This window comes from Winogradskyella sp. MH6, assembly GCF_022810765.1.
Taxonomy (GTDB): Bacteria; Bacteroidota; Bacteroidia; order Flavobacteriales; family Flavobacteriaceae; genus Winogradskyella.
The window spans coordinates 2,820,537-2,844,608 of record NZ_CP094494.1 but is presented as its reverse complement, the minus strand read 5'-3'; the positions used below and the strand labels follow the sequence as shown (position 1 = coordinate 2,844,608).

The following is a 24,072-nucleotide window of genomic DNA, read 5'->3' as shown; positions in this document are numbered from 1 at the left end:
CTTTACACTTTAGTTAAATCGAAAAAGGGATTTAAAAAAACTTAAATCCCTTATTTCTTTAGTTACCCTTATTCATGGTCTTTTTGTTAACCTTATTTTTCTTATTAGCCTTTTTGTTTAGCTTATTCTTATTATTCAGCTTATTTTTTTTGGCTATTTTTTTTCGATGTTGATATGTGTTTTTAAACATTTCACCATCCATATTCAAACACTCTCCCTCTTGTAAGCGTAATTGTTTTTTTTGTTGTGTTTGATAAGAGCCATCTGGATTAACAACTGTACCATTACCCAACTTTATTTGATTTTCTAATCTCAATTGAGATTGATTTTGAATTTGAATAACTTCACCATCAACAAGCATGTAATGAGATCTGTTTTGATTTCTTTCTTGTACTTGCTCTTTAGTTAAACCTTTATTCTCTTTTTGTACCATTTGTCTGTATTGGTGTTCATTTTGGTACATTACACCATTCATATCTAAACATTGCCCGTTTTGAAGTTTTAATTTTTTCTTTTCTTTTGTTTGATATGTACCATCTGTATTTAATACAGTTCCATCATTTAAAGTTACTCGATCTTGTAAACGTACTTGATCTCGGTCTCTAATTTGTAAAACATCACCATCCACCAACATTAAACGATCTTGATCCCTAACTTGGTCTCTGTCTCTGTCTTGTGCGAAAATAGTTGTTGCACTTAACGCAACTAACACTATTGTTAAAATTGCATTTTTCATTTTTTTATTTATTTAAATTAAACATGTTAAATGTATTGTTATTAAAATTTTGCTACCATGATATTAATCAGAAATACTTAAAAACCAATAATTTATAATTAAACTAAATAGTTAATTACATCGTTCATGGCTTCCGTTAATTATAGTATAATATTCCTCTGAAGTTAAAAATTGAGGCTCATAAGTACTACCAGAATTTTCGATACCAAATACAAAACTTCTAAGGTGATTTCTAGAACCACATCGCAGACTATTAAAAACTGAAATTAGGTCTGTATTGGTTGTATCTTCAATATAATTTTGCAAATCAACTATGTCTAGATCTTCGATAGTTGCTCCTATTTTAAGTGCATTTATCTGGCTTACAGAGCCATCTAAAATAAATTGATCATAAAAATTTTGAAGATCCTGATTTGCAAATTCACCAATTGGCAAAATATTGTATTCTATATCGTATTGAATTAATAAACTCTCAACTGCATTCATGTGCGTTTGCTCACTATTCTTAATATTAGCAAACTGGTTTAAGGACCATTCGTTATTTAGAAATATATAAGTATCTCTTGCTAACTTTTCTTCCTCTAACATAAATAGCAAAGCATTTTTATCTGATTCAGTTAGAGTTTGTTTTATAGTGTTTGCACTATTATTATCTTCATTATCATTACTACATGCACATAGAAAAGATAATGATAGCATCAATACAATCAATATTGTAACCTGAGTTGATAATGACTTTTTCATCTTACTTTAATTTTAAAATTGATAATTAAAGTTCTGAAATAAAATACAATTAAGATGCTACTAATGTTACACAAAAAAGAGAGCTTTTAAAAAAGCTCTCTTTTAATCAAGATGCCTGAACAAGACACCTTAACACTAACCAAAAAAACTAGTTAACCAAACTAGTCGACCTTTCGCGTTCCACCATGTCCACCTGCAACAACAATCATTATTTTAATACTCAAATAGATGAATTTAAAAAACTGTAAAATAGGATTCATCATTTTAAAACGCTGATATTTTGAAATTCTTTGTGTCATAATTTTTAATTTTTTATTCAGGAATCAACCACCAAAATGGACGCATTTTTGCTTTGTATATAAAGGCATAATGCAATGCTAATTTTAGCCAATGACCTGCTAAGCCAATCTCTCCGAAGGTTTTTCCTAATTGTCGCCCTTGTGTTTTTGGATATTTCTTATAATCTGGCACAATGGGATACGTTGTAATACTTACTCCACTGCCTTGTGTCATTCCATAACCTGCAGAAGCGATACAAGCTGCTCCCATATTTCCTAAACTACCTTTGTGTTGCAGTGATTCTTTACCAGATTTTATACTATCAATAATGTTATCTGCCACTAATTTTGCAGTAATACCAGATGGCATACCTGTACGAGGTGGCGACGGAGAAATCGCTGTACCATTTTTACTCTGTCTTGGTTTGGATATAGCATGTGGAGGTGCAAATGCTATACCTGGTGCAAAAATGTTTTTATAATTTGGATTTTGATAGGTTTCTGGCCAATCTTGTACAGTCCATTCTTCATATGGTTTTGAAGAATAATCAGCATCCACAATCATAAATCCTTTGAACAGCTTGTCTGTGATGTCATTATCATTTTTATCATAAGCTTTAAAACCATGACCAGAAAATGCTGGAATTAACATTGCAAAATCATAGGTTTCGGTTTTAAACTCACCGTCAAGATTTTCGTAATGCGCAATTCCATCTTCAATTTTATTAACTCCTGCTCCTAAAATCCATTTTATGCCTCTATCCTCAAAAATCATTTCTACCATTTCACTAGATTTCATGGTCATGCCATGGTAACTCATTAGCATACCGTCCATACCAAAATCGCCTAAATGATATTCATTAGATATCCATGTAATTTCAGCATTATCTCTTACACCATGGCGTCTAAGTTCTTGCTCTACATTAAGAATGTATTCAAAAGCTGCTCCTTGGCATGTTGCTTTTCCGTGTCCAGTACCAATAAGAATTTTAGCTTTTTCCCCAGATTTTAGTTTTTGAATAACTCCGTTTAAACCTTCCCATGCATGCTCTGCATGACCATAAGTACAAACAGAATACACTTTATTTTCTCCTGGAATTAATCCTTCGGTCGCTTCAAAATTTAGTTTAGGGCCTGTAGCATTTATTAAATAATCATAGGTTACTTTCTCCGTTGTTCCTTTTTTATCACCAAAGACATATTCTGAAAGCACATAAGGTTTTGATTCATTAGCATCTCCTTCAGGATGAAAAGTAATTGCTTTAGCCTGTTTATATATAATTCCTTTTTTCTTGTATAAAGGTGCCAAAGGAAAAAGTACTTGTTTAGATTTCATTCTACCAATACCAACCCAAATATTAGATGGTATCCATTGGTAATTACTGTTAGGCGATACTACAACAACTTCATGTTCTTTTGATAGCTTACGTCTTAAGTGAGACGCTGCTACATGCCCTGAAATCCCGGCTCCTAAAACAACTATTTTTGACATTTCGTTGAGATTATAAAGTTAGTTTGAGATTAAAACGAAGTTTGTTTTTTTATCCTATGTAAAGATTAGATATAAAAATCACTTTTACAGTAACCTATGTTACAGTAGAAGATCATAATGGCTATATTTTGATAATTTTCTTTTCAATTTTGGTTAATCCATTTTTGAAAATCAAAATATATTCTCCAGAAGCCAAATCAGAGAAGTCCATTGGGATAATTTTATTGCCTATACCTTCCTCTACTATAGATTCCTTTACTTTTTTACCTAACAAATCAAAAATCTCTATTTTGGTTAGTTCTGTATTAGGAATAAAAACTTCGACTGAAAACATATCAGTTGTAGGATTTGGGTAAACTTTTATATTAAAAATGTTATTTGGGTTAAGTGGCACTTCATCAACACTCAATGCGCTTTTTAATATTGAAACCTTAAAAGCTAGATTACTTGCACTACTCTGTGTGCCAGTGTTAATAAAGAAAATATTTTCTTGTGTACTTTCTATACCTCCAAAAATATAGCCTATTAATGTTGTCCCTTCCTGTAGATTATTAACATTTACAATGTCTTTAGTTATATAAATATTTGTATCATCCACAGGTATAAATTCAGCACCTGAACCTAAAAGTGTTGGCATTTCAATACCAAGGCTGCTTTCCACCATTGATCCATCACTAAATCTTGTTACTTTACTTATCGTTTTTACAAAAGGCACATTGTTATCCTGAATCAAATTATCATTTGCATCTAATTTATATTGACTAATTCCTCCAAAAAATAAGGTATGCATGGCATTATTAGTAGCATCATACAATGGAATTTTAGCGCTATGATATTGGCTTAAGTACTGATTAAATGTATTATTAACTGTATAACCAGATGGTGTAACATCGACAGTATTTAGCCAAGGTAAATCAACATTATGTTGAAAAACACCACTAAACATGGTAAAACCTCGAAATCCATCAGGAAAAAATTGAGGCGCCATATTATAGTCTCGTCGATGTAAATTATTGGTATCGCTTTGAGCTGAATAATTTGTTATTGATAAGTTTGTACCATCATCTAAAATTTGAAAGGTTCTAATTTCTTCAGTATAATTTTGAATAAAACCTGGTCCATTATTTGGTCCCATAGGGTTATATCTACCTTCAAAATATTGCCCTCCACATAAGTAAAAGACATCATTTAAAAGTCCCAGTTGTCCTCCTGTAACGGCTAAATTACTATCCGGAATCTGCCTAAAATAAGGCAAAATAGTTGTGCTATTAATAACTGCATTAGCTAAACCATCAATATCTATTGCTGTTAATTTATCATAGGTAATGTGGTCATTTTGTGTGGCACTAAAACCATAACCACCTATAATGTATAATGTGTTCCCTTTTTGATAAAACTCCTGATTTGTGGACTGTAATTGCTCAAATATTGATGATTGCAAAACACTTAAAGATGTACTCCACGTTTGGTTGGCAATAGGATCTACTATAAAAACGCTTTTATTGTTATCATTTTCTAAAAAAGCAGCAAATGGCTGTCTTCTGTGCAAACCATCTATTCTACCGCCAATAATCACCCATTTACCATCAGAAGTTTTTCCCCAAGAATAGGAATGCACACTCGGTGCATTAGTTATTGATATAGGCTCTATTAAAACGGTAAACTCTTCTTGAGCATAACTACTACTAAAAATTATTAGACTAAGAATCGACAGAAAAGTAATTTTAATTTTCATTATAAGTGAGTTTGCAATAATTAATCGAAGTTGATGATTTAAATTCATATAAGCTGTTACAAATGTTACATAAAAAAAGAGCACCTTAATTGGTGCTCTTCTCATGAAAACAGTTATTGCTCATACCTTAATAACTGGTGTCATCTAACTTTACTTAACCATGAAATGTTTTGTATAAAAATTACTTTTATAATAACCTGTATTACAATAACAAATTATGAGGTTTTTTTATAGCTCCAAACAGCCAATCCATTCATAATAAAAGCATACAAAGCTGTTTTGGATAGTTGTGGTAAAATATCATGCAGATTAGAACCTTTTAGCATCACCATGCGCATCACTTCTACAAAGTATTTTATTGGGTTAAAATCTGTAATGGTTTGTGCCCATTTTGGCATGCTCTCAATAGGTGTAAACAAGCCACTCATTAGAATAAAGATTACCATGAAAAACCAAGCAATAAACATAGCTTGTTGTTGGGTTTCTGTAAAGTTGGAAATAAACAAACCAATGCCCAGAACCACTAAAATATAAATAGTTGTGTAGAAATACATTAAAAATAGATTACCTATGATTGGTACATTAAAAATCAATTTTGCAATGGTTAGTCCAACGGTCAACAAAACCAATCCTAATACCCAAAACGGAAAGAGTTTGCCAATGATAAACTGGCTTTTTTTAATTGGTGTCACGTTAATTTGCTCTAAAGTGCCAATTTCCTTTTCGCGTACAATGTTCATTCCTGAAAGGAATAGAGTAATCATGGTTACAAGCAACACCAAAATACCAGGAACCATGTAGGTTTTGTAATTTAAGGTTTCGTTGTACCAAAACGATGGGATGCTCGTGATGTTAATAGGCTGCAGTTGATTTTGCGAAAACTGCATCGCATTAATTTTTAATTTCTTATTAAAATCCCTTACAATTTGTGTCACATATACATTTTCCACTCCAGCTGCAGCACCATCAATCGCGTTAATAGTGACACCTAGTTTTGCGCTTTGTTCCTTTTGAAAATCGCGTTCAAAAAAACGTGGAATTTCCAAAATCACGTCTACATCACCTTTTAACATGGCAGCACTGGCGAGTTCTTCTGAAGGATAATCGGTTTCTACGTTGAAGTATTTAGAAGCTTCAAATTTTTCAACCAATGCTCTTGATGTTGAAGTGTGATCGTGATCGATATAAGCAAATTTGATGTTTTTTATCTCAAAAGTCGCTGCATTAGATAGAATAATAAGCTGTATAAAAGGCATCACAAAAATAATTGGTAACATGCCTTTATTTCTAAAGATTTGCTTGAACTCCTTTTGTATGATGAATGCAATCGTCTTCATTATTCCAGTCTAATTTTATATTTCTTCACACTCAGTCCTATAAAAAATAGCGTCATAGCTATCAGTATTAAATTTTCCTTCAAAATAAATCCCAATCCAACACCTTTTAGCATAATGCCCTTAACAATAATGATAAACCATTTCGCAGGTACAATATTGCTAATAACTTGTAATGGAAATGGCATGCTGGAAATAGGAAAAATAAACCCAGAAAGTAAGATGGTTGGCAGCATGAGTCCCATTAAAGAAATCATCATAGCGGTTTGCTGTGAAGCTGAAATTGTTGAAATTAAAATGCCCAACGCAAGTGATGTGATGATGAACAACACACTTTCCAATCCTAATAAAATCAAGCTGCCTTGAACAGGCATTTTAAACACAAAAAGACTTAATAAAATAATAATGGTTGCATTGATAATAGATAAAAATATGTAAGGCACTACCTTACCAATAATGACCTGGAATGGTTTTAAAGGTGACACCAGTAATACTTCCATTGTACCTAATTCTTTTTCGCGCGTGATGGAAATAGACGTCATCATTGCGGAAACCAACATTAAAATAACTGTCATTACACCAGGAACAAACATGTACACGCTTTTAAGCTCTGGGTTGAACAGAAGCTTGGTTTCCGGAATAATTTGATATGCTATTTTAATATGCTTGTTCTGTTGCTGCAAGTAATTCTGTAAAATGGCATTAATGTAATTGCTAATGGTGTTTGCTGTGTTTGGGTCTGTGGCATCTGTGATTACTTGTACAGTTGCATTATGGTCTTTGATGAGGTTTTGGCTAAAATCTTGTTCAAAATTTAAAATAGCCTTGACTTTTCCCTTCTTAAAAACCGATTCGATATCAGCTTCTCTATCGATGATTTGTTTGATGCTGAAATATTTAGAAGCTGAAATTTTATTGATGATTTCCTGAGTGGTGGCATCTTTTGAATGATCCAAAATGGCGATATCCACATTGTTGATTTCGTTGGTAATGGCAAAACCAAACAACAAAATCTGGGCAATAGGCATACCAAAAAGGATGAACAACGAGCGTCTGTCCCTGAAAATGTGATAAAATTCCTTTTTTATAAAACCGATGAATCGTTTCATTTGCGCGCCAATTTTAAAAATACATCGTTCATGCTTTCTGCCTTAAACATCGATTTGAGATTTTTGGGTGTGTCCAAGGCTTCAATTTTTCCGTTTACCATGATGGAAACACGGTCGCAATATTCGGCTTCGTCCATGTAATGCGTGGTCACAAAAATGGTTGTACCATTGTGTGCAGCTTTGTAGATGAGTTCCCAAAACTGACGTCTTGTAATTGGGTCGACACCACCTGTTGGCTCATCTAAAAACACAATTTTTGGATTGTGAATCATAGCCACCGAAAACGCAATCTTTTGCTTCCAACCCAATGGCAACGAACCCACTTTTGTATTGGTAACTTCGGTTAAGCCTAATTCCTCTATCATGTCTTTGGATTTCTTTTTGATATCTGCTCGACTCAAACCATAAATACCACCAAAAAACGTGATATTTTCCTTAACCGTTAAATCGTCGTACAACGCAAATTTCTGGCTCATGTAGCCAATATTTTTTTTGATTTTTTCTCTATCGTGAAATACATCAAAACCTGCAACATTGGCCTCGCCAGATGTAGGTTTAGAAATACCAATCAGCATTTTCATGGCAGTTGTTTTTCCTGCGCCATTAGCTCCTAAAAAACCAAAAATCTCACCTTTTTTCACATCAAAGGAAATAGCATTTACAGCAGTAAAATCACCAAACATTTTGGTGAGGTTTTCGGCTTGTATGACGTTGACGTTTTTCATTATTTGGCTAATTCCATAAAGGTATCCTCAATGGTTGGTTGCGTCTTTTCAATATGTATTTCAGATAGGTTTTTGGATACTAAATATTGCTTCAATTCATTGGTATCAAAATCGGTTCTAGAATCTGTGTAATGCACAAATTCGCCAAAAGGATAAGCACTGTGTGTATGCTGGTAAGTATTAAGCGCTTCCATAAGTGAATACATGCTATTGGTTTTTACATTGTAAATTTGCTTAGGAAAATGTTTAACGATGGCTTTTGGTGTGTCAATTTCTAAAATTTCACCATCTTGAATTAGCGCAATTCTATCGCATAAAGCCGCTTCGTCCATGTAAGGTGTCGATACCAAAATGGTAATTCCTTTTTTTTGTAAGCGTTTAAGCATATCCCAAAATTCCTTTCTAGAAACAGGATCTACACCAGTTGTAGGTTCATCTAAAAACAAAACTTTTGGTTTGTGAATGAGCGCACAACTCAATGCCAATTTTTGTTTCATACCACCAGACAGTTTGCCTGCTCGTCGGGTTTTAAAAGGCTCTATTTGAACATAAATATCCTTGACCAACTCGTAGTTTTCCTCGATGGTTGTGCCAAAAATAGTGGCGAAGAAATTTAGGTTTTCTTCAACGGTTAAATCTTGGTACAACGAGAATTTCCCTGGCATATAACCCACATTTTTCCGGATGTTTTTATAATCTTTAACCACATCAAAATTAGCAACAGTTGCAGTGCCTTCATCAGCAAAAAGCAAGGTGGTGAGAATCCTAAAAAGCGTGGTTTTTCCTGCGCCATCAGGACCAATCAATCCAAACAATTCGCCTTCATTGATATCAAAGGAAATGTTTTGTAATGCCTTAACGTTTTTATACGATTTTGATATGTTGTTAACGGTTATGCTCATTCTGGGTTGTTTAGCCACATTTCGGCTGGCATGCCAATTTTAAGGCTGCCATCGTTTTTTACATCAATTTTTACGGCATACACCAACGCGACGCGTTCTTCTTTAGTTTGAATGATTTTTGGTGTGAATTCAGCTTCTGAAGCAATCCAACTAATCGTACCATCGTAGGATTTCATATCATCTTTATCATCAATTTTAACCGTTACATTCTGGCCTATTTTAAGATTTGGCAATTGCGTTTCACTAACATACACGCGTAATTGCATGGTGCTTAAATCGGCTATTTTGTATAATGGTTTACCAAAAGCAGTGACTTCGTTTGGTTCGGCATATTTGGTTAAAACCGTTCCGTTTACTGGGTTTACGATTTTGCTTTTTTGAATTTGGTCGTCTAGTTGCTGCAATTGCACATCAATGTTTTTTAGCTCGTTAACCACAGGTGCATTTTGGATTTCCACACTTCTTATTTGGTTTTTTATCACATCAATCTCACCATTAACATCATCCAACTGTTTTTGGGTTGCCGCATTATCTTTAATCAGGTTTTCAACTCTGGTTTTGTTGGTTTTGGCTGTTTTTAATTTGGCATTTAGTACACTAATTTGCGACAACACGCCTTTGGATTTGGATGCAATCACATCTTTGGAAATCAATAATTGGTCTTTCTTGAGAGACAACGGAATCGTGTCAATATAACCAACCAATTGTTCCTTTTTTAGCACATCGCCTTCATCCACATTAAACTGCATGAGTTTGCCATTGTTTTCCGCAGAAATAGTGATTTCTGTCGCTTCAAAATTGCCATAACCATCAGCTTTTCCGTTGGAATCTCCGCAGGAAACCAAACTGAACATAATGGTGTATAATCCTAAAATATGTTTGTAATATTTCATCATAAAAATTTTATTGTCCTTTAGTAATATTGTAATTAGCCTTTGCCAATTCTAATTGAGTTTTATGCTTTACCAATGTGTTTTCTGCTTCCAATAAATTGGTGAACTCAGTCATGTAAGCTGATGATGTAATCACTCCATTTTTAAGTTGCGAATCGGCTGTTTTTAACACTTTTTTTTGGAGTTCGATAATCTTTAAATCCGATTGGATGAATGCTGATAGTTTATTGATATCTTTTTCTTGTCGGTTGAGTTCTATACTAGTGTTGAGTTTAAAAATTTCGGTTTGGTTATCAATAATCTCTTTGTTTACCGACAAAGCTTCACGTTTCTTTTTGTTACTATTCCAATCAAAAACGTTCCAATTCAATTTTACTCCAAATATGTAAAATGGTTGAAATGAATTGTCTAACATATTCAACCCAGGATTACCATAACCTCCTGTTGTAAAACCATTTAATTTTGGTAAATTCTGTTTGGAAATAAGATTCTCAGAGCTTTCAATTTCTTCTTTTTTATATTGAAACAAATCCAGTTCTGGTCTATTTATATCTGCTTGAAATTGGTTCTCTATCATTGGTTTTTCAAACTCAGTATCTTCGTTTAAATTTTGCCCTATTAAAGTTGATAACGATTCAATTAAGGCCAGTTTTGTACTTTCAACCTCTATGAATTGCTGTTCTATTTTAAGCATTTCGGTTTCTAAAACACTATCTGAAGCAGGTAACAACACGCCATATCTTATGCCAGATCTAACCTCGTCCAATTTTGTCAATAGTTGGTTTTTTTTGGCTTCTAATAAACTGTAGGTTTCCTGCGCCAAAAGGATGGAGAAATACAACTGGTTGATTTGTTGTTTTAGTTGATGAATGCTAACGTCAATCTGTTTTTGATTGCTTTTTAACTGAGCCATTTTCACCTTTAACGAAGCATCTGTTAAACCTCCATTATAGATCAGTTGATTAACCGAAAATGTTGCACGATATTGATCTTTATTTAAAGGTTTTATAGGTGAATTTTGTAGAGGTACTTCGGTAACATCAGATTGATAGGTGGCTTGAGCTTCTAAATTAAACTGAGGCAACTTACTATTATTTATGGCTTCAGTATCCAATTGGTTTTGTTTTGCTAACAATTGTCGTTGATTGATTAATGGATAATTGGTTTCCAATAAACTATAGCACTCGTCTAACGTTATGCTTTGTTGCCCTAAAGCTGAAATACTGATTATTATTGCTATAAATAAGATGATTTTCTTCATGTTAATTTATTTTAATGGCATCTATGATAAAATCTGCAACTTGGGTTTTACGTTCCTCAATAAGTTTGTTGTAATTATCGTCATCTATATTAGCGATACCTTTAATTAAAGATTCTCCTATAAACGGAAATGCATTTAAAGAAATAATGTTTATAAAAAGCTGTTCAGCTTTAATTGGCTTAAAAAGGCCTTTATCAATTTCTTCTTCTAACTGTTTTTTAAACCCATCTAACTTTGGAAACTCTTGTTTGCTTTTAAGCGACAAAAAGAAATCTGGGTTTTTATTTAATTCTTGGATAATGAAATTAGGCAGATAAGGATGCTCACTTATAAAAGAAATGTAGTTGAAAGAAAAATTTCTGACTTTATCTTCAATCGATGATTCATCGTTGAGGATTTTATTTAATCGAGGTGCCAACATGGAAAACGCTTTTATAAACACCGCTTCAAAAAGTAATTGCTTACTTCTAAAGTAATAATGTAGCATTGCTTTGTTTATTTCAGCCTCGTCAGCTATTTCTTGCATACGAGCTCCATCCATTCCTTTTTTATGAAAAATTTGTTCCGCAGCTTTTAGAATACGCTCTTCTATATTTTGCTCTTTTTTGGTCATTTTAACTAATTGGTTTAACTATTTGGTTAACAAAAGTACAAAAATTTGAACATCAATATCTTAATTGTAAAAAATTAACTATTAATTAGTACCTTTTTAAAAAGAGAAATTGATAAGAAAACTCTTTTTTTAATTAATAACTGGTGTCGTCTAACTTTACTTTACCATGAAATGTTTTATATAAAAACAAGAAGTAGAATGCTAAAAGTGGAGCTCCGATTAGCACAATGGTTAACATAATGCCTAAAGATTTCTGCGAAGAAGCTGCATTATAAATAGTAACACTATACTCAGGACTAATTGTAGAAGGTAACAAAACTGGATATAACTGAAATGCCACCAACATTAATAAAAATGCCATAATCAATGATGAAAATATTAAGGCATGCGAATATTTCTTCTTAGAGACTAACCTTGGCACATTTGCTACAGCTAAGAACGCCAAAATGGGCAAAGCAAAAAATACAGGTTGTTCTTTAAATTTATCGGTTACTCCATGCAGAAATGTTAAAGTGTATAATGACGTAATGGCAAAACTTATAATAAAGAATATCATACCTTTTTTAAGTAAAAATGATAATCTGTCGTGCAGTCTACCTTCAGTTTTTAATAGTAGAAAAATCGCACCTTGTGTCATAAAAATAGATAAAGTTGTTAGCCCTACCATTAATGCATAAGGATTTAAAAACGAAAAGAAAATGCCTCCTTTATATTCAAAATTTTCATGAAGCTCAAAGCCTTGTAACACATTACCCAAAACAACACCTAGAAGAAATCCAATTAAGGTATTGGACACAAAATAGATAATATCCCAGGTTTTTCGCCACCATTTCATTTCTTCTGCACTTCTAAATTTTATCGCTGCAGAGCGCAACACCAATAGCATTAAAAACAACATAAATGGAATATACATTGCCGACAACATGGTAGCATACATTACTGGAAATCCAGCAAACAATGCTCCTCCACCAATAATTAACCATACTTGGTTGGCATCCCAAAGCGGACCAATAGCATTAATGGCAATACGTCTACTTAAGTCTTTTCTTAAGAACAAATGCCATGCACCAGCACCATAATCAAAACCTTCTAAAATGGCGTAACCCGAAAACAATAACCCTACAACTAAATACCATAATGTTGGATAATCTATACCTAAAAATGTTTCCATAGTACTGCTATTAAGTGTATTTTAAAAATTCGTCTGGGTTTTCTGCTTCGTTATACGGTCCGTGTTTTATCTTTTTATTTAAAGAATAAAGGAACAGTAAAAACAATATTGCATATACCACTAAGAACAAGATTAAAGAGAATAATATTTGATTCGAGGAAACTTCTTGAGAAAAGGCGTCACTTGTTTTTAAGTGACCATAAACCACCCAAGGTTGTCTACCCATTTCGGCAGCAAACCAACCTACTTGATTGGCTATTTGAGGTAATAATACCGAAAATGCAAATATTTTAAGTAACCATTTTTTATCGAACAATTTTCCTCTCCACCATAAGTAAGATGCATAAAGGGTTAATCCAATTAAAAACATACCAATGGAAATCATGATATGATAAAACTGAAATACCGCATTAACTTGTGTTGGGATTTCATCCTTTGGAAACGCATTTAAACCTTGTATTGGCTCTTCAAAATCCTGATGTACCAAGAATGACAAACCACCAGGAATACCTATTCCAGTAACTTTTTGCGATTTGTCATCTACCCAACCAAATAAATACAAATCAGCGGCTGAAGATTCATCATAATGCCCTTCCATAGCTGCTAATTTGGCTGGTTGATTAACGGCTACACCATCTGCAGAACTATGCCCTGAAACTAATTGTGTTAGTGAGATAATTGTTGCAACCAACAATGAGATTTTGAAGGCTTTTTTTGAAATTTCTACATAACGACCCTTCAATAAATAATACGCATGCACACTCAATACCATAAAAGCACCAGCTAAAAATGCTCCTTGCCATACATGGATAATACGATCTACACTTGATGGATTAAAGACCATAGCCCAAAAATCAGTGACTTCTGCCCTAGCAGTTAATCCTTCGCCAACAATATGATATCCAGCTGGTGTTTGTTGCCAGCTGTTAGCTACCACAATCCAAACCGCAGAGAACATAGATCCCAGAAATACACCTATAGTTGAAATGAAATGTACTTTTGGTGACACACGATTCCAACCGAAAATTAAAATCCCCAGAAAGGTACTTTCGAGACCGAAAGCAAATAAACCTTCAGCGGCTAAAGCACTACCGAAAATGTCTCCTACATATTTTGAATATACAGACCAATTGGTACCAAATTCAAACTCCATGATGATTCCGGTTGCAACACCAATACCAAAAGTTATGGCGAAAATTTTCAACCAAAAACGCGTTAAAATTTCATACTGTTTTTTACCTGTTTTCAGATATAAACCTTCAAAAATCACCATGATTAATCCTATGCCAATACTTAAAGGCGGATAGATATAGTGAAATGCTACTGTGAAGGCAAATTGGATTCTGGCAAGGATTTCGGTATCCATATGAAAAGTTTTTTCAAAGATATAGATGATACAAAATTACTTCTGTAACCTATATTACAAAATAGGGTTTCCAAATTGGAAACCCTATTTCTTCTTTCATTATTTTAATACTTCTTTTAAAACAGTCTCCTTATCTAATTTTTTAGTACAGAAAAACCAATCTTTACATTCTAAGTCATCAGTATTGGTCATACGCTCTTCAGCCACACCACAAGAACCAGCTGGTGAAATAATCACATCTTTACCTGGTTCCCAATCTGCTGGTGTTGCCACGTTAAACTTATCAGAGGTTTGCATTGCGATTAATGCTCTATAAATTTCGTCAAAATTTCTACCTAAACTCAAAGGGTAATATATAATAGCTCTAACTGTACTGTTTGGATCAATAAAGAATACAGCTCTAACTGCTTGGGTCTGATGTTCACCTGGTTGAATCATACCGTATTTTTTAGCCACATTCATCGTAATGTCTTCAATTAATGGGAATTTCACTTCAATATCTTTCATCCCATTGAACTCAATTTTGTCTTTTATGGTTCTTAACCATGCAATATGGCTGTACAATCCATCAACAGACAAACCAACTAATTTACAATTCGCTTTATTAAACTTTTCTTCAAGATGAGCAAACGTCATAAACTCAGATGTACAAACTGGTGTAAAATCTGCTGGATGGCTAAATAAAATTGTCCAGCTACCTTTATAATCTGATGGGAAATTAATCTCCCCTTGAGTAGTAACAGCTTTAAATTCTGGTGCTTTATCACCTATTCTTGGCATTGAAAATGTTTGTTGTTCTTGTGATGTTTCTGTTGTATTCATGATAAATTGTTATTTAAATAATTTATTCAAAATTAAAAAACAATAGTCTAAAGCTATGTAACGAATGTTACTTTAAGAGTAAAATCTAATGAGGAACTTTATCATGATATTTTGTGAAATTTATGACGAAAGTCAGTATGATAATTTTACAATAAGCATACTTTTGCAAAGCATGAAAATAGGCACTTACATTCTTTCTATATTGCTTTCACTTCTTATTCTATCTAATAGTCTAAGAGTGTCTATTACCTATGCTTACTATAAACTTGATCCTGTTGGGTTTATAGAAGCGCTTTGTGAAAATAAGGACAAACCAGAGTTACAATGTAACGGTAAATGTCACCTTAAAAAGGTAGCAGAATCTCAAGACAGCAATGAGAAAACACCAGAAAGTATTGTAGATTTTAAAGAGCTTATGTTAGTTTCTTATCCTAAAGAAGATATTAAGCAGATCGCTGAGTTTGTGCTTAAAAGACAATCACCAAATTCTTATAACAATTTATATTCTTTTTTGAATACTGTAGATTGGTTTCATCCACCACGAGTATAATTTCCTTTTTTAAACGTAGATAATATCTACCCTTATTTTTTTAAAGATTATAATTATACTATAAATGAAAACATTGTATAGTGCACTGTTATGTGTACTACTTACTGCTGTGTCTTATGCTCAAAAAGAAACAGAGAAAGACACCTTAAATAAAAAAACAACAAAACTAAATGAGGTTATAGTTACAGGAAATAAAAATACCGATCCTGTACTAACAATAGTGTCCAACAAATATGTAGAGAATATTGTACAGCCCAAAAACGTAGCAGATTTATTCAATAATATCATTGGATTTTCTTCTATAAAACGAGGTAACTATGCCATTGACCCATCGTTTAGAGCTTCTCAATACGAACAGCTTAATATTCAATATGATGGTGGAACCAAAGCGATGCATGCGTGTCCAAATCGAATGGATCCAATTACAACACATATTATTCCTGAAGAGATTTCGAAAATTGAAATCATAAAAGGTCCATATACTGTTAGATACGGAGCTACGTTTGGTGGAGTCGTTAACATGGTGACCGAAAAACCAAATTATTTAGATTATGGATTACATGGCAAAATCTCTGGAGGCTATGAAAGCAATGGTAATTCTTTTGTAAATATGGCTCAACTACAATACATACAAGAAAAGTATGACATTGTAGCGAATGCTGGATACAGAGATTTTGGTAATTATGAAGATGGTGATGGCACCGAAATTCCATCGTCTTTTAGAAGTACCGATTATGGTGTAAAAGTTGGCTATAACTTTACAGAAAACCAACGCTTACAAGCACACTGGAGACAGTCTTTTGGTAGAGATGTTTTGCATGCTGCCTTACCAATGGATACTGATTATGATAACAGTAGTATTATCTCGCTAGACTATAAACTAGATAATATTGGCAAGGTCATTAAATCTGTAAATGCAAAGGCTTACTATAGTTATGTAGATCATTTAATGACCAACACAAACAGACCATCTTTTAATATGATGGAAGCAGCGTCTAATGTTGATGCTACAACAACAGGTGGTAAAGTAGAGTTACATTGGCAACCAGCAAAAAGCTTAAACATTTTTTCTGGTATCGATATGCTTAATGTTGCCAGAGATGGCAGTAGAGAGCGTTTAGTGAAAGTAATGAATGGAAATCTGTTACCACAGCCAATGCTATTTACAGACAAAGTTTGGCAAGATTCATACATCAATGATTTAGGTGTTTTTACTGAGGCTAAATACAGCGTTAGTCCAAACACAATTCTAACAGCTGGTATTAGATATGATAACGTTGTTTCAGACATTAAAGATCCTGAAGCAGATTTTGAAGCTATGTATGATTTAGAGAAACGAACGGAGCATAATATAAGTGCTACTGTTTCTGTTAAGAAAATCGTTTCAGACAAATTTACGATAGAAGCTGCTTATGGTCGTGGTGTACGCTCTGCAAACATGATAGAGCGTTTTATAAATCACTTCACTGTTGGCCAAGATCCTTATGAGTATGTTGGTAATCCTAACTTGGATGCTGAAGTTAATAACCAATTTGAAATCGGCTTTAAAGGTTATGAACCTTTAAAAAATGGTTTAGATGCTTTTAAGTATGAAGCGTCTTTTTACTATTCATTTTTTGAAAATTATATTGTTGCTGTTGTTGATGAAAACTTAGACCGTAAGTTTATGCCAATGGCACAGCCACAGCATGCTAAAGTTTTTAGAAATTTGGATGAGGCTTATAAAACAGGTTTTGAAATTAAAGCAGAATTAGATTTTCTAAAAGACTATTTCGTAAAAGGTGAATTTGCTTATGTGTATGCAAAAAACAAAGATTTAAATGAATCCTTACCGCTTACACCCCCTTTTACAACACGATTTTCAGCTGGTGTTAAAAAAGAGAAGTATTGGGCAAACCTACAATATAACTTAGTATCTCAACAAGATGATATTTCTGAAAGTTTTGGTGAAACTACTACAGATGGTTATCAAACTTTAGATGCTCGTTTTGGTATAAATGCTTTTAAGAATTTTACCTTAGGAGTCGCTGTATTGAATATTTTTGATGAGACTTACAATAATCATCTCAATTTTTCATTTACCAATCAGGCTGACTTTGGTCGTGTACCAATTACAGAACCTGGACGTAATTTTTCGGCATTTTTACAGTACAGATTTTAAAATTTTATTGACTTAATACAATAAAAAAAGAGGCTCGATTTTTTCAATCGAGCCTCTTTATTTTAGCCCAAAATTCTATATGAATTTTAAATAATCGCACGGTTTAAAAACCATGCAAAACATGAAAGTTAAATTAGTTTAGTTAGTTTCGTTGTTGTCGTTTTTCTTTTTTCCGCTTGTCATAAAATTAACAAGGACGCCTACTAAAATGACGCAAACTAAAGCAAACACTGCAATCATTATAACACCATTGCTGTGATCGTATATTAGTAAAGAATTGTTCATTGGTTAATCTATTTATCGTTTACAAAGGCTAAAGTAAGTTTTAAGTTTAATAATAAAGATGACATTTGTCAGTTAATAAAAAAGCATCTTAAATAATTAAGATGCTCTCAGTTGCTATTAAATCAAAATTAAGGGATTGACTAAACCTCTTTTCCTTTCATCATTTTATTCCAATATAAATATGGCAATCCATATTTTTTAAGCATCCAAAGTCTCCAATGCTCTTTTTCGCTATTAAAGACAAGCATTTGCTTTAACTTAGGATCTGGAATAAAGTTATTATCATAATCAAACTCGGCTAAAATCATTTTGCCATAACCCGTTACTAGTGGACAAGATGAATAACCGTTGTAGGATTTATTTCCTTTTTTGTTATGGGCAATTAACTGAAGTATATTATCAGAAACTACAGGTACTTGTTTACGTATTGCTGCACCTGTCTTTGCTGTTGGTAAGGCAGCCACATCACCTAAACCGAATATATTTGGATATTTGTTATGTTGTAGCGTATGTATGTCAACATCTAACCAGCCTGCTTCATTTACTAAAGAAGACTCTTTTACAAATTTTGGCGCAGTCTGTGGTGGTGCTAAGTGAAGCATATCAAAAGGCATCTCAATGATTTGTTCACCAGACATGACTTCTCTAAGTTCATTATCTTCATTAATCACACATTTATTTTCACCAGTACCAACACCTTTAAAGGTTACCATTTGGTTTTCTCCATCAATTTTTATTGGTGCATAAAATGGTTTAAAGTGAATGCCATATCTACTAATCACTTGCATTAAACTCTCTCTAATTTCCTTAACTCCAAAAATTACAGAGCCAGGTGTAGCAAAAACTACATTGCTCTTATTTTTAAGACCATTCTTTTTAAAATAATCTGCTGCTAAATAGGCTATTTTCTGTGGTGCTCCACCACATTTAATTGGTGTTGTTGGCTGCGTAAAAACAGCATTACCACCTTTAAAGTTTCTTAAAACTTCCCAAGTATGCTTTGGATCTGTGTAGTTGCTGCACACTACTCCTTTTCCTAGAGACTCTGTTAAACCTTCAATGAGTGATGTATCCATCACAAGTCCTGGAGAAACAATTAGATAATCATAAGTAATATCACCACTTTCTTTTGTTGATACTGCATTTCCTTCTGGATTAAAACCCGTTGCAAAATCTTTAATCCAATCAACACCTTCTGGCATTACAGAAGACATTGGTCGTTTTGTTTTTTCAAAATCATAGGTTCCACCACCTACAAGTGTCCATGCTGGTTGATAATAATGCCACTCAGCTGGCTCTATTAAACCTATATCTAAAGATTTATCTTTGGCTAATAAGTTGGCAGAAGTCATTATACCTCCTGTACCTCCACCAATTACTAAAATTTGATAGTGAGATTTCATGAATGTAAATTGTTTATTTAGTGTTAGTTAGTTATCAATCTGTTTAAAATTAGATTGTTTTAACTTAAAGAATGTAACTTTTGTTACATAAATGCCTATTAATTTAAATAAACATTAAGTTTTGATTCCTTTTTTTAATACAATAACAAAAAAACAACTCATTAATTAGAGAGTTGCTAAAACAATAAATTAGATAGGATATAGTCCTTAAAAAATTGAGGATTTTAAGAAAAATCAACCCAGCGATTAGCTTTAAGGCTAATCGTTACTGGTAATAATATTAATTAGGTCGTCTTTTTGAAGCACACCAGATTGCCTCCATACTTGCTCTCCATTTTTAAACAACATTAAGGTTGGCACACCTCTTACCTGATATTTAGTTGCTAGAGATTGGTTTTTATCAACATCAATCTTTATTATAGAGACTCTATTACCAAGGTTATCCTTTACTTGTTTTAGGATAGGAGACATCATTTTGCAAGGACCACACCACTCTGCAAAAAAATCAACTAAAACGAGCTTGTCTTTATTTATAATTTCTGAAAATTTGCTCATACCTGACTTTTAATTCTTTTTAAAAGATACATTCCACATACCTCTTACTTGGTTTTCTGAATAGCCTTTCGCTCTATCTTCAGGATATAGTAAAGTTAGTGATTTTAAAATATCTGGCTTAATATTAGTCTCTATTTTACCATGACACTGCAAGCACATTGTATTTGTTATAATTGGGTAATATACATGAACATCATTATCAGATTCCTTTACAATTGGATTGATTTCCTTCTTTTCTGAAAGAAGGTTTTTAAACGTTTCTATATATTCTAACTCTTCATTATTGGCTTTGTTCTTTTGATTTCTGGGTTTATCACTCACACGTTTTATAGACGCATTGTGTACTACTGCCATACTATCGGTTAATGGATACGCTCTAACATTACAAAATTCCAAGGCTTCTAAAGTTCCTTTTTTTTGAATAGTACCCATAAGATTTTTACCCAAAACAGCTTTGGTGGTTAAAGCATACTTTAAACCTCTTTCTCCATAAGGTAAATCTTCATAACTGGTCTGTGCTTGTTGCTGATGTTTTCCTTTACCTTGTCCCATGCCTTTGCCGTTGCCCATTCCTTTACCTTGCCCATTTCCGTTGTGTTTTCCTTTTTCTTCATTAAAATGATCTTCGAACCACTCTGGTTGATCGATTTCAAAATCGTACATGTAATCCGCTATTTTTTCAATAGTCTCCTCAGGAAAAACTTGCTTTGGCATTACACCAAAGCGTCTAACAGCACCTCTCATTTTGGCATCAGTTTCATTTGGATTTTTTATCCATGCCTTCATGTCTGCTATAAATTCTTCTTTAGTAGTTTTATCATCTATGTAATGCTTTTTTATAGCTACCATTGGCGGAGCAATTCTATCATCATGGCTTGCTGTTGGGCTATGGCACACATAACAATTGGTCTCCATTAGTTTTTTACCTGGATGATTGTTGGCTTGCATGTTTTTTTCAAAGGCAGATAAATCTTTATTCTTAGAGTTGTTGCAACTCAAAACAAAGACAGATAACAGTATTAATGCAATGTATTTCATAAAAATCTAATTAATATCTTAATATACCTCCCTTTAAATCATAGATTTCTGTAAATCCCATAGCTTCTAACTTTTTAGACGTTTGTCTACTTCTACTTCCACTTCGACAGTATACATAAACGGCTTTATCTTTATTTAACTTGTTAAATTCAACATTGAATTTTCCTGAGAAAAAATCTATGTTTTTTGCACCTTTTATATGGCCTCCTTTAAATTCAGGTGGTGTTCTAACATCTATTAACTGAACCTTTTTATTTTCAACCTGCTCTTTAAATTCTTCTGGTGATAATAGTTTTATAGTATCGCTTTGTGATACTTTAGAACCGAATAATGAAGCGAAAAATGACATAAGAATAATTTTTATTGTTAATGTTTTAACCATCATAAAATTAGTTGTTTAACTATTTTTATAGCGTAACCTATGTTACACAAAAAGCATATACCGCACTAGGTTTTGAAGTATATGCTTTTATTTGTTTATAACTTAAGAGCTATTTTAAAGTAGAGGGACAAACATAGTCTGTTCTTGGTATGTCTGTTTTCTTAATAGCATCATAACCTCCAGCTATATCTACCAAATTATGAATACCTCTACTCTTTAGTATTGAAGCGGCAATTACAGAACGATAACCACCTGCACAGTGCACATAAAATGTTTTATCCTCTGGAAATTCACTTAAGTAATTATTTAAATAATCTAATTGTGTATTCTTAGCTCCATCCACATGTTCAGCAACATATTCTCCTTCTCTTCTAACATCAAAAACAACATCTTTTTTATCTTCAAAGTCCTTTGCAAATTCCTCAGCAGAAATTGAAGTAATAGTATCTATTTCCATATCGGCATCTTTCCAAGCCTCAAATCCTCCATCTAAGTAGCCTATAACATTATCAAAACCAACTCTAGATAATCTGGTAACCACCTCTTCTTCTCTTCCTTTTGGAGCTACTAATAAAATAGGTTGTGTAACATCTACAATTAATGCTCCTACCCATGGCGCAAAATTACCGTCAATACCAATAAATACAGATCGTGGTATGTGTCCTTTAATAAATTCTGATTGATGGCGAACATCTAGGACTATAGCTTCGGTTTCATTTGCAGCAACTTCAAAAGCTTTTGGTGATAATGGATTTTGTGCTTTATCCATGACTTTATCAAAACTCTCGTATCCTTTAATATTCATTAATACATTTTGTGGAAAATATCCTGGTGGCTCGGTTAAGCCTTCTAATAGTTCTTCTATAAATTCTTCTCTGGTCATATCTGCACGAAGTGCATAATTAGTTCTCTTCTGATTACCAAGTGTATCTGTAGTTTCTTTACTCATGTTTTTACCACAAGCAGATCCTGCTCCATGATTTGGATACACAATTAAATCATCGCTCAATGGCATTATTTTATTACGTAAAGAATCGTATAATAGAGACGCTAATTTATCTTGAGTAAGTTCTGCAACTACTTTTTGTGCTAAGTCTGGTCTACCAACATCTCCTATAAACAAAGTATCTCCAGTTATAAGTCCGTGTTCTTTTCCATTTTCATCTATAAGCAAGTAGGTTGTACTTTCCATGGTATGACCTGGAGTATGAATAACTTTAACCTTGTAATCACCAACTTCAAAAATCTGCCCATCTTCTGCAACGATAGCATCGTAATTTGGCTTTGCTTTTGGACCAAATACAATTTTGGCACCTGTTTTTTCTTTAAGATCTAAATGCCCTGAAACAAAGTCTGCATGGAAATGTGTTTCAAAGATATATTTGATTTTTGCATCGTCAAGCTTTGCTCTATTAATGTATGGCTGTACTTCTCGTAATGGATCAAAAATCGCAGCTTCGCCTTTACTTTCAATGTAGTAGGCTGCATGTGCCAAACACCCTGTATAAATCTGTTCTATATTCATAATTATTTTTGGTTAATGTGAATAAATTTCAATTAAGATACTAACATTCCTAAAATCGGGCTGTAACAAAAGTTACATTGTTAGCTCCTTATAAATAATGTAAATACCCATTATCAATACAAACCATCCAAAGCCTTTTTTTAGCTTCTTTCCTTCAATAAAATTCGAGAGATAAATCCCTAAAAATATGCCTATTACAGATATTGATGTGAATATTAAGAGAAATTGCCAGTCAATGTCTAAGTTTTCTACATCACCAATAAACCCGATTAGTGATTTAATGGCTATTATAAGCAAAGATGTAGCTACAGCTTTTTTCATCGGTAACTTAGCAAGCAATACTAATGCAGGTATTATTAAGAATCCTCCACCTGCGCCAACAATTCCCGTTACAACACCAACTAAAGCGCCTTCTATAATGATTAAAGGATAGTTATAAGAGACTTCAGTAGTTTCACCTGTATCATCGCGTTTATTTCTTATCATAGATATTGAAGCTACCAGCATTACAAGAGCAAAGAATAACATAATACCTATGTTTTTTGTTACTATAAAATCTCCTATTGAAAATAATTCTTCAGGTATAGCTGGTACCAAATACCTTCTTGTTGTGTATACTGCAATAAAAGCTGGTATAGCAAATACTATGGCTGTTCTAAAATCTACTAAGCCTTTTTGAATATTTCTAATAGCACCTACTAAAGAAGAAACACCAACCACAAAAAGTGAGTATGCTGTTGCAGTTACGGGATTGATAAAAAGTAGATACACTAAAATAGGAACCGTTAATATTGATCCTCCACCTCCAATAAGTCCTAAAACAACTCCAATAAACAAGGCGCCTAAGTAGCCAAAAATTTGATTTACATCCATAAATAGTTAGTAAGTGAAGTCTCAAAGCTAATAGACTATTTCACTAATATCAGTAACTTTTGTTACAAAGTAATGATTGTTCTACAAACTAATAGCTAAAGCCTACAGATTCTTTACAA

24 protein-coding genes are annotated in these 24,072 nt (G+C 33.1%); 2 read left to right on the top strand and 22 right to left on the bottom strand.

Going from position 1 to position 24,072, the window contains the following annotated elements; translation table 11 throughout:
- Nucleotides 1-58: 58 nt before the first annotated feature.
- The 15 genes from MST30_RS12745 to MST30_RS12675 all read right to left on the bottom strand — a co-directional run bounded on the left by MST30_RS12745 (nucleotide 59) and on the right by MST30_RS12675 (nucleotide 15,181).
- Nucleotides 59-736, bottom strand: coding sequence for a DUF6799 domain-containing protein (locus MST30_RS12745; RefSeq protein WP_243471785.1), 678 nt, complete (start codon nucleotides 734-736; stop codon nucleotides 59-61).
- Between the two features lie 111 nt (nucleotides 737-847).
- Nucleotides 848-1,480, bottom strand: a complete 633-nt coding sequence (locus tag MST30_RS12740) for a DUF2202 domain-containing protein (RefSeq protein WP_243471784.1) — start codon at nucleotides 1,478-1,480, stop codon at nucleotides 848-850.
- Between the two features lie 161 nt (nucleotides 1,481-1,641).
- On the bottom strand, nucleotides 1,642-1,779 hold the full coding sequence (locus MST30_RS12735) for a hypothetical protein (protein ID WP_171032517.1): 138 nt from the start codon (nucleotides 1,777-1,779) through the stop codon (nucleotides 1,642-1,644).
- Nucleotides 1,780-1,792: 13 nt separating this feature from the next.
- Nucleotides 1,793-3,250, bottom strand: coding sequence for an NAD(P)/FAD-dependent oxidoreductase (locus tag MST30_RS12730; RefSeq protein ID WP_243471783.1), 1,458 nt, complete (start codon nucleotides 3,248-3,250; stop codon nucleotides 1,793-1,795).
- Between the two features lie 121 nt (nucleotides 3,251-3,371).
- A complete protein-coding gene (locus MST30_RS12725; RefSeq protein ID WP_243471782.1) occupies nucleotides 3,372-4,985 on the bottom strand; it encodes a T9SS type A sorting domain-containing protein in 1,614 nt (537 codons plus the stop codon).
- Between the two features lie 215 nt (nucleotides 4,986-5,200).
- A complete protein-coding gene (locus MST30_RS12720) occupies nucleotides 5,201-6,322 on the bottom strand; it encodes an ABC transporter permease (protein WP_243471781.1) in 1,122 nt (373 codons plus the stop codon).
- On the bottom strand, nucleotides 6,322-7,428 hold the full coding sequence (locus tag MST30_RS12715; protein WP_243471780.1) for an ABC transporter permease: 1,107 nt from the start codon (nucleotides 7,426-7,428) through the stop codon (nucleotides 6,322-6,324). The genes MST30_RS12720 and MST30_RS12715 overlap by 1 nt, the downstream gene beginning before the upstream one ends.
- A complete protein-coding gene (locus MST30_RS12710) occupies nucleotides 7,425-8,153 on the bottom strand; it encodes an ABC transporter ATP-binding protein (protein WP_243471779.1) in 729 nt (242 codons plus the stop codon). Before MST30_RS12710 ends, MST30_RS12715 begins: the two co-directional genes overlap by 4 nt.
- Entirely contained in the window at nucleotides 8,153-9,055 is a 903-nt protein-coding gene (locus MST30_RS12705; protein WP_243471778.1) for an ABC transporter ATP-binding protein, read from the bottom strand. Before MST30_RS12705 ends, MST30_RS12710 begins: the two co-directional genes overlap by 1 nt.
- A complete protein-coding gene (locus tag MST30_RS12700) occupies nucleotides 9,052-9,948 on the bottom strand; it encodes an HlyD family secretion protein (RefSeq protein ID WP_243471777.1) in 897 nt (298 codons plus the stop codon). The genes MST30_RS12705 and MST30_RS12700 overlap by 4 nt, the downstream gene beginning before the upstream one ends.
- Before the next feature lie 10 nt (nucleotides 9,949-9,958).
- Nucleotides 9,959-11,209 carry a TolC family protein gene (locus MST30_RS12695; protein ID WP_243471776.1) on the bottom strand — a complete coding sequence of 417 codons (1,251 nt, stop codon included), beginning with the start codon at nucleotides 11,207-11,209 and terminating at the stop codon, nucleotides 9,959-9,961.
- A 1-nt stretch (nucleotide 11,210) separates the two neighbouring features.
- Complete coding sequence (locus tag MST30_RS12690; protein WP_243471775.1) at nucleotides 11,211-11,822, bottom strand: TetR/AcrR family transcriptional regulator; 612 nt, start codon at nucleotides 11,820-11,822, stop codon at nucleotides 11,211-11,213.
- A gap of 133 nt (nucleotides 11,823-11,955) precedes the next feature.
- Nucleotides 11,956-12,993 carry a cytochrome d ubiquinol oxidase subunit II gene (gene cydB / locus MST30_RS12685; RefSeq protein ID WP_243471774.1) on the bottom strand — a complete coding sequence of 346 codons (1,038 nt, stop codon included), beginning with the start codon at nucleotides 12,991-12,993 and terminating at the stop codon, nucleotides 11,956-11,958.
- 10 nt (nucleotides 12,994-13,003) lie between these two features.
- Nucleotides 13,004-14,359 (bottom strand): cytochrome ubiquinol oxidase subunit I, encoded by a 1,356-nt coding sequence (locus tag MST30_RS12680; RefSeq protein WP_243471773.1) that lies wholly within the window; start codon nucleotides 14,357-14,359, stop codon nucleotides 13,004-13,006.
- 99 nt (nucleotides 14,360-14,458) lie between these two features.
- Nucleotides 14,459-15,181, bottom strand: coding sequence for a peroxiredoxin (locus MST30_RS12675; protein ID WP_243471772.1), 723 nt, complete (start codon nucleotides 15,179-15,181; stop codon nucleotides 14,459-14,461).
- An 88-nt stretch (nucleotides 15,182-15,269) separates the two neighbouring features.
- On the opposite strand from MST30_RS12675, the gene MST30_RS12670 reads away from it, so the two are divergent.
- The gene (locus tag MST30_RS12670) at nucleotides 15,270-15,731 is read left to right on the top strand and encodes a hypothetical protein (protein WP_243471771.1); all 462 of its coding nucleotides are present in this window, start codon (nucleotides 15,270-15,272) and stop codon (nucleotides 15,729-15,731) included.
- Nucleotides 15,732-15,795: 64 nt separating this feature from the next.
- Nucleotides 15,796-17,892 carry a TonB-dependent receptor domain-containing protein gene (locus MST30_RS12665; RefSeq protein ID WP_243471770.1) on the top strand — a complete coding sequence of 699 codons (2,097 nt, stop codon included), beginning with the start codon at nucleotides 15,796-15,798 and terminating at the stop codon, nucleotides 17,890-17,892.
- 138 nt (nucleotides 17,893-18,030) lie between these two features.
- On the opposite strand, the gene MST30_RS12660 is transcribed toward MST30_RS12665, so the two are convergent.
- From MST30_RS12660 to MST30_RS12630, 7 genes are all read right to left on the bottom strand, one after another.
- The gene (locus tag MST30_RS12660) at nucleotides 18,031-18,177 is read right to left on the bottom strand and encodes a hypothetical protein (protein WP_243471769.1); all 147 of its coding nucleotides are present in this window, start codon (nucleotides 18,175-18,177) and stop codon (nucleotides 18,031-18,033) included.
- A gap of 140 nt (nucleotides 18,178-18,317) precedes the next feature.
- Nucleotides 18,318-19,580: an NAD(P)/FAD-dependent oxidoreductase gene (locus MST30_RS12655; protein ID WP_243471768.1), complete on the bottom strand. Its 1,263-nt coding sequence runs from the start codon at nucleotides 19,578-19,580 to the stop codon at nucleotides 18,318-18,320.
- A 258-nt stretch (nucleotides 19,581-19,838) separates the two neighbouring features.
- Entirely contained in the window at nucleotides 19,839-20,135 is a 297-nt protein-coding gene (trxA, locus tag MST30_RS12650) for a thioredoxin (RefSeq protein ID WP_243471767.1), read from the bottom strand.
- A 9-nt stretch (nucleotides 20,136-20,144) separates the two neighbouring features.
- The gene (locus MST30_RS12645) at nucleotides 20,145-21,173 is read right to left on the bottom strand and encodes a c-type heme family protein (RefSeq protein ID WP_243471766.1); all 1,029 of its coding nucleotides are present in this window, start codon (nucleotides 21,171-21,173) and stop codon (nucleotides 20,145-20,147) included.
- Between the two features lie 10 nt (nucleotides 21,174-21,183).
- Nucleotides 21,184-21,522, bottom strand: a complete 339-nt coding sequence (locus MST30_RS12640; RefSeq protein ID WP_243471765.1) for a rhodanese-like domain-containing protein — start codon at nucleotides 21,520-21,522, stop codon at nucleotides 21,184-21,186.
- Nucleotides 21,523-21,664: 142 nt separating this feature from the next.
- Nucleotides 21,665-23,080 carry an MBL fold metallo-hydrolase gene (locus MST30_RS12635; RefSeq protein WP_243471764.1) on the bottom strand — a complete coding sequence of 472 codons (1,416 nt, stop codon included), beginning with the start codon at nucleotides 23,078-23,080 and terminating at the stop codon, nucleotides 21,665-21,667.
- A 72-nt stretch (nucleotides 23,081-23,152) separates the two neighbouring features.
- Nucleotides 23,153-23,953: a sulfite exporter TauE/SafE family protein gene (locus MST30_RS12630; protein ID WP_243471763.1), complete on the bottom strand. Its 801-nt coding sequence runs from the start codon at nucleotides 23,951-23,953 to the stop codon at nucleotides 23,153-23,155.
- Between the last annotated feature and the right edge of the window lie 119 nt (nucleotides 23,954-24,072).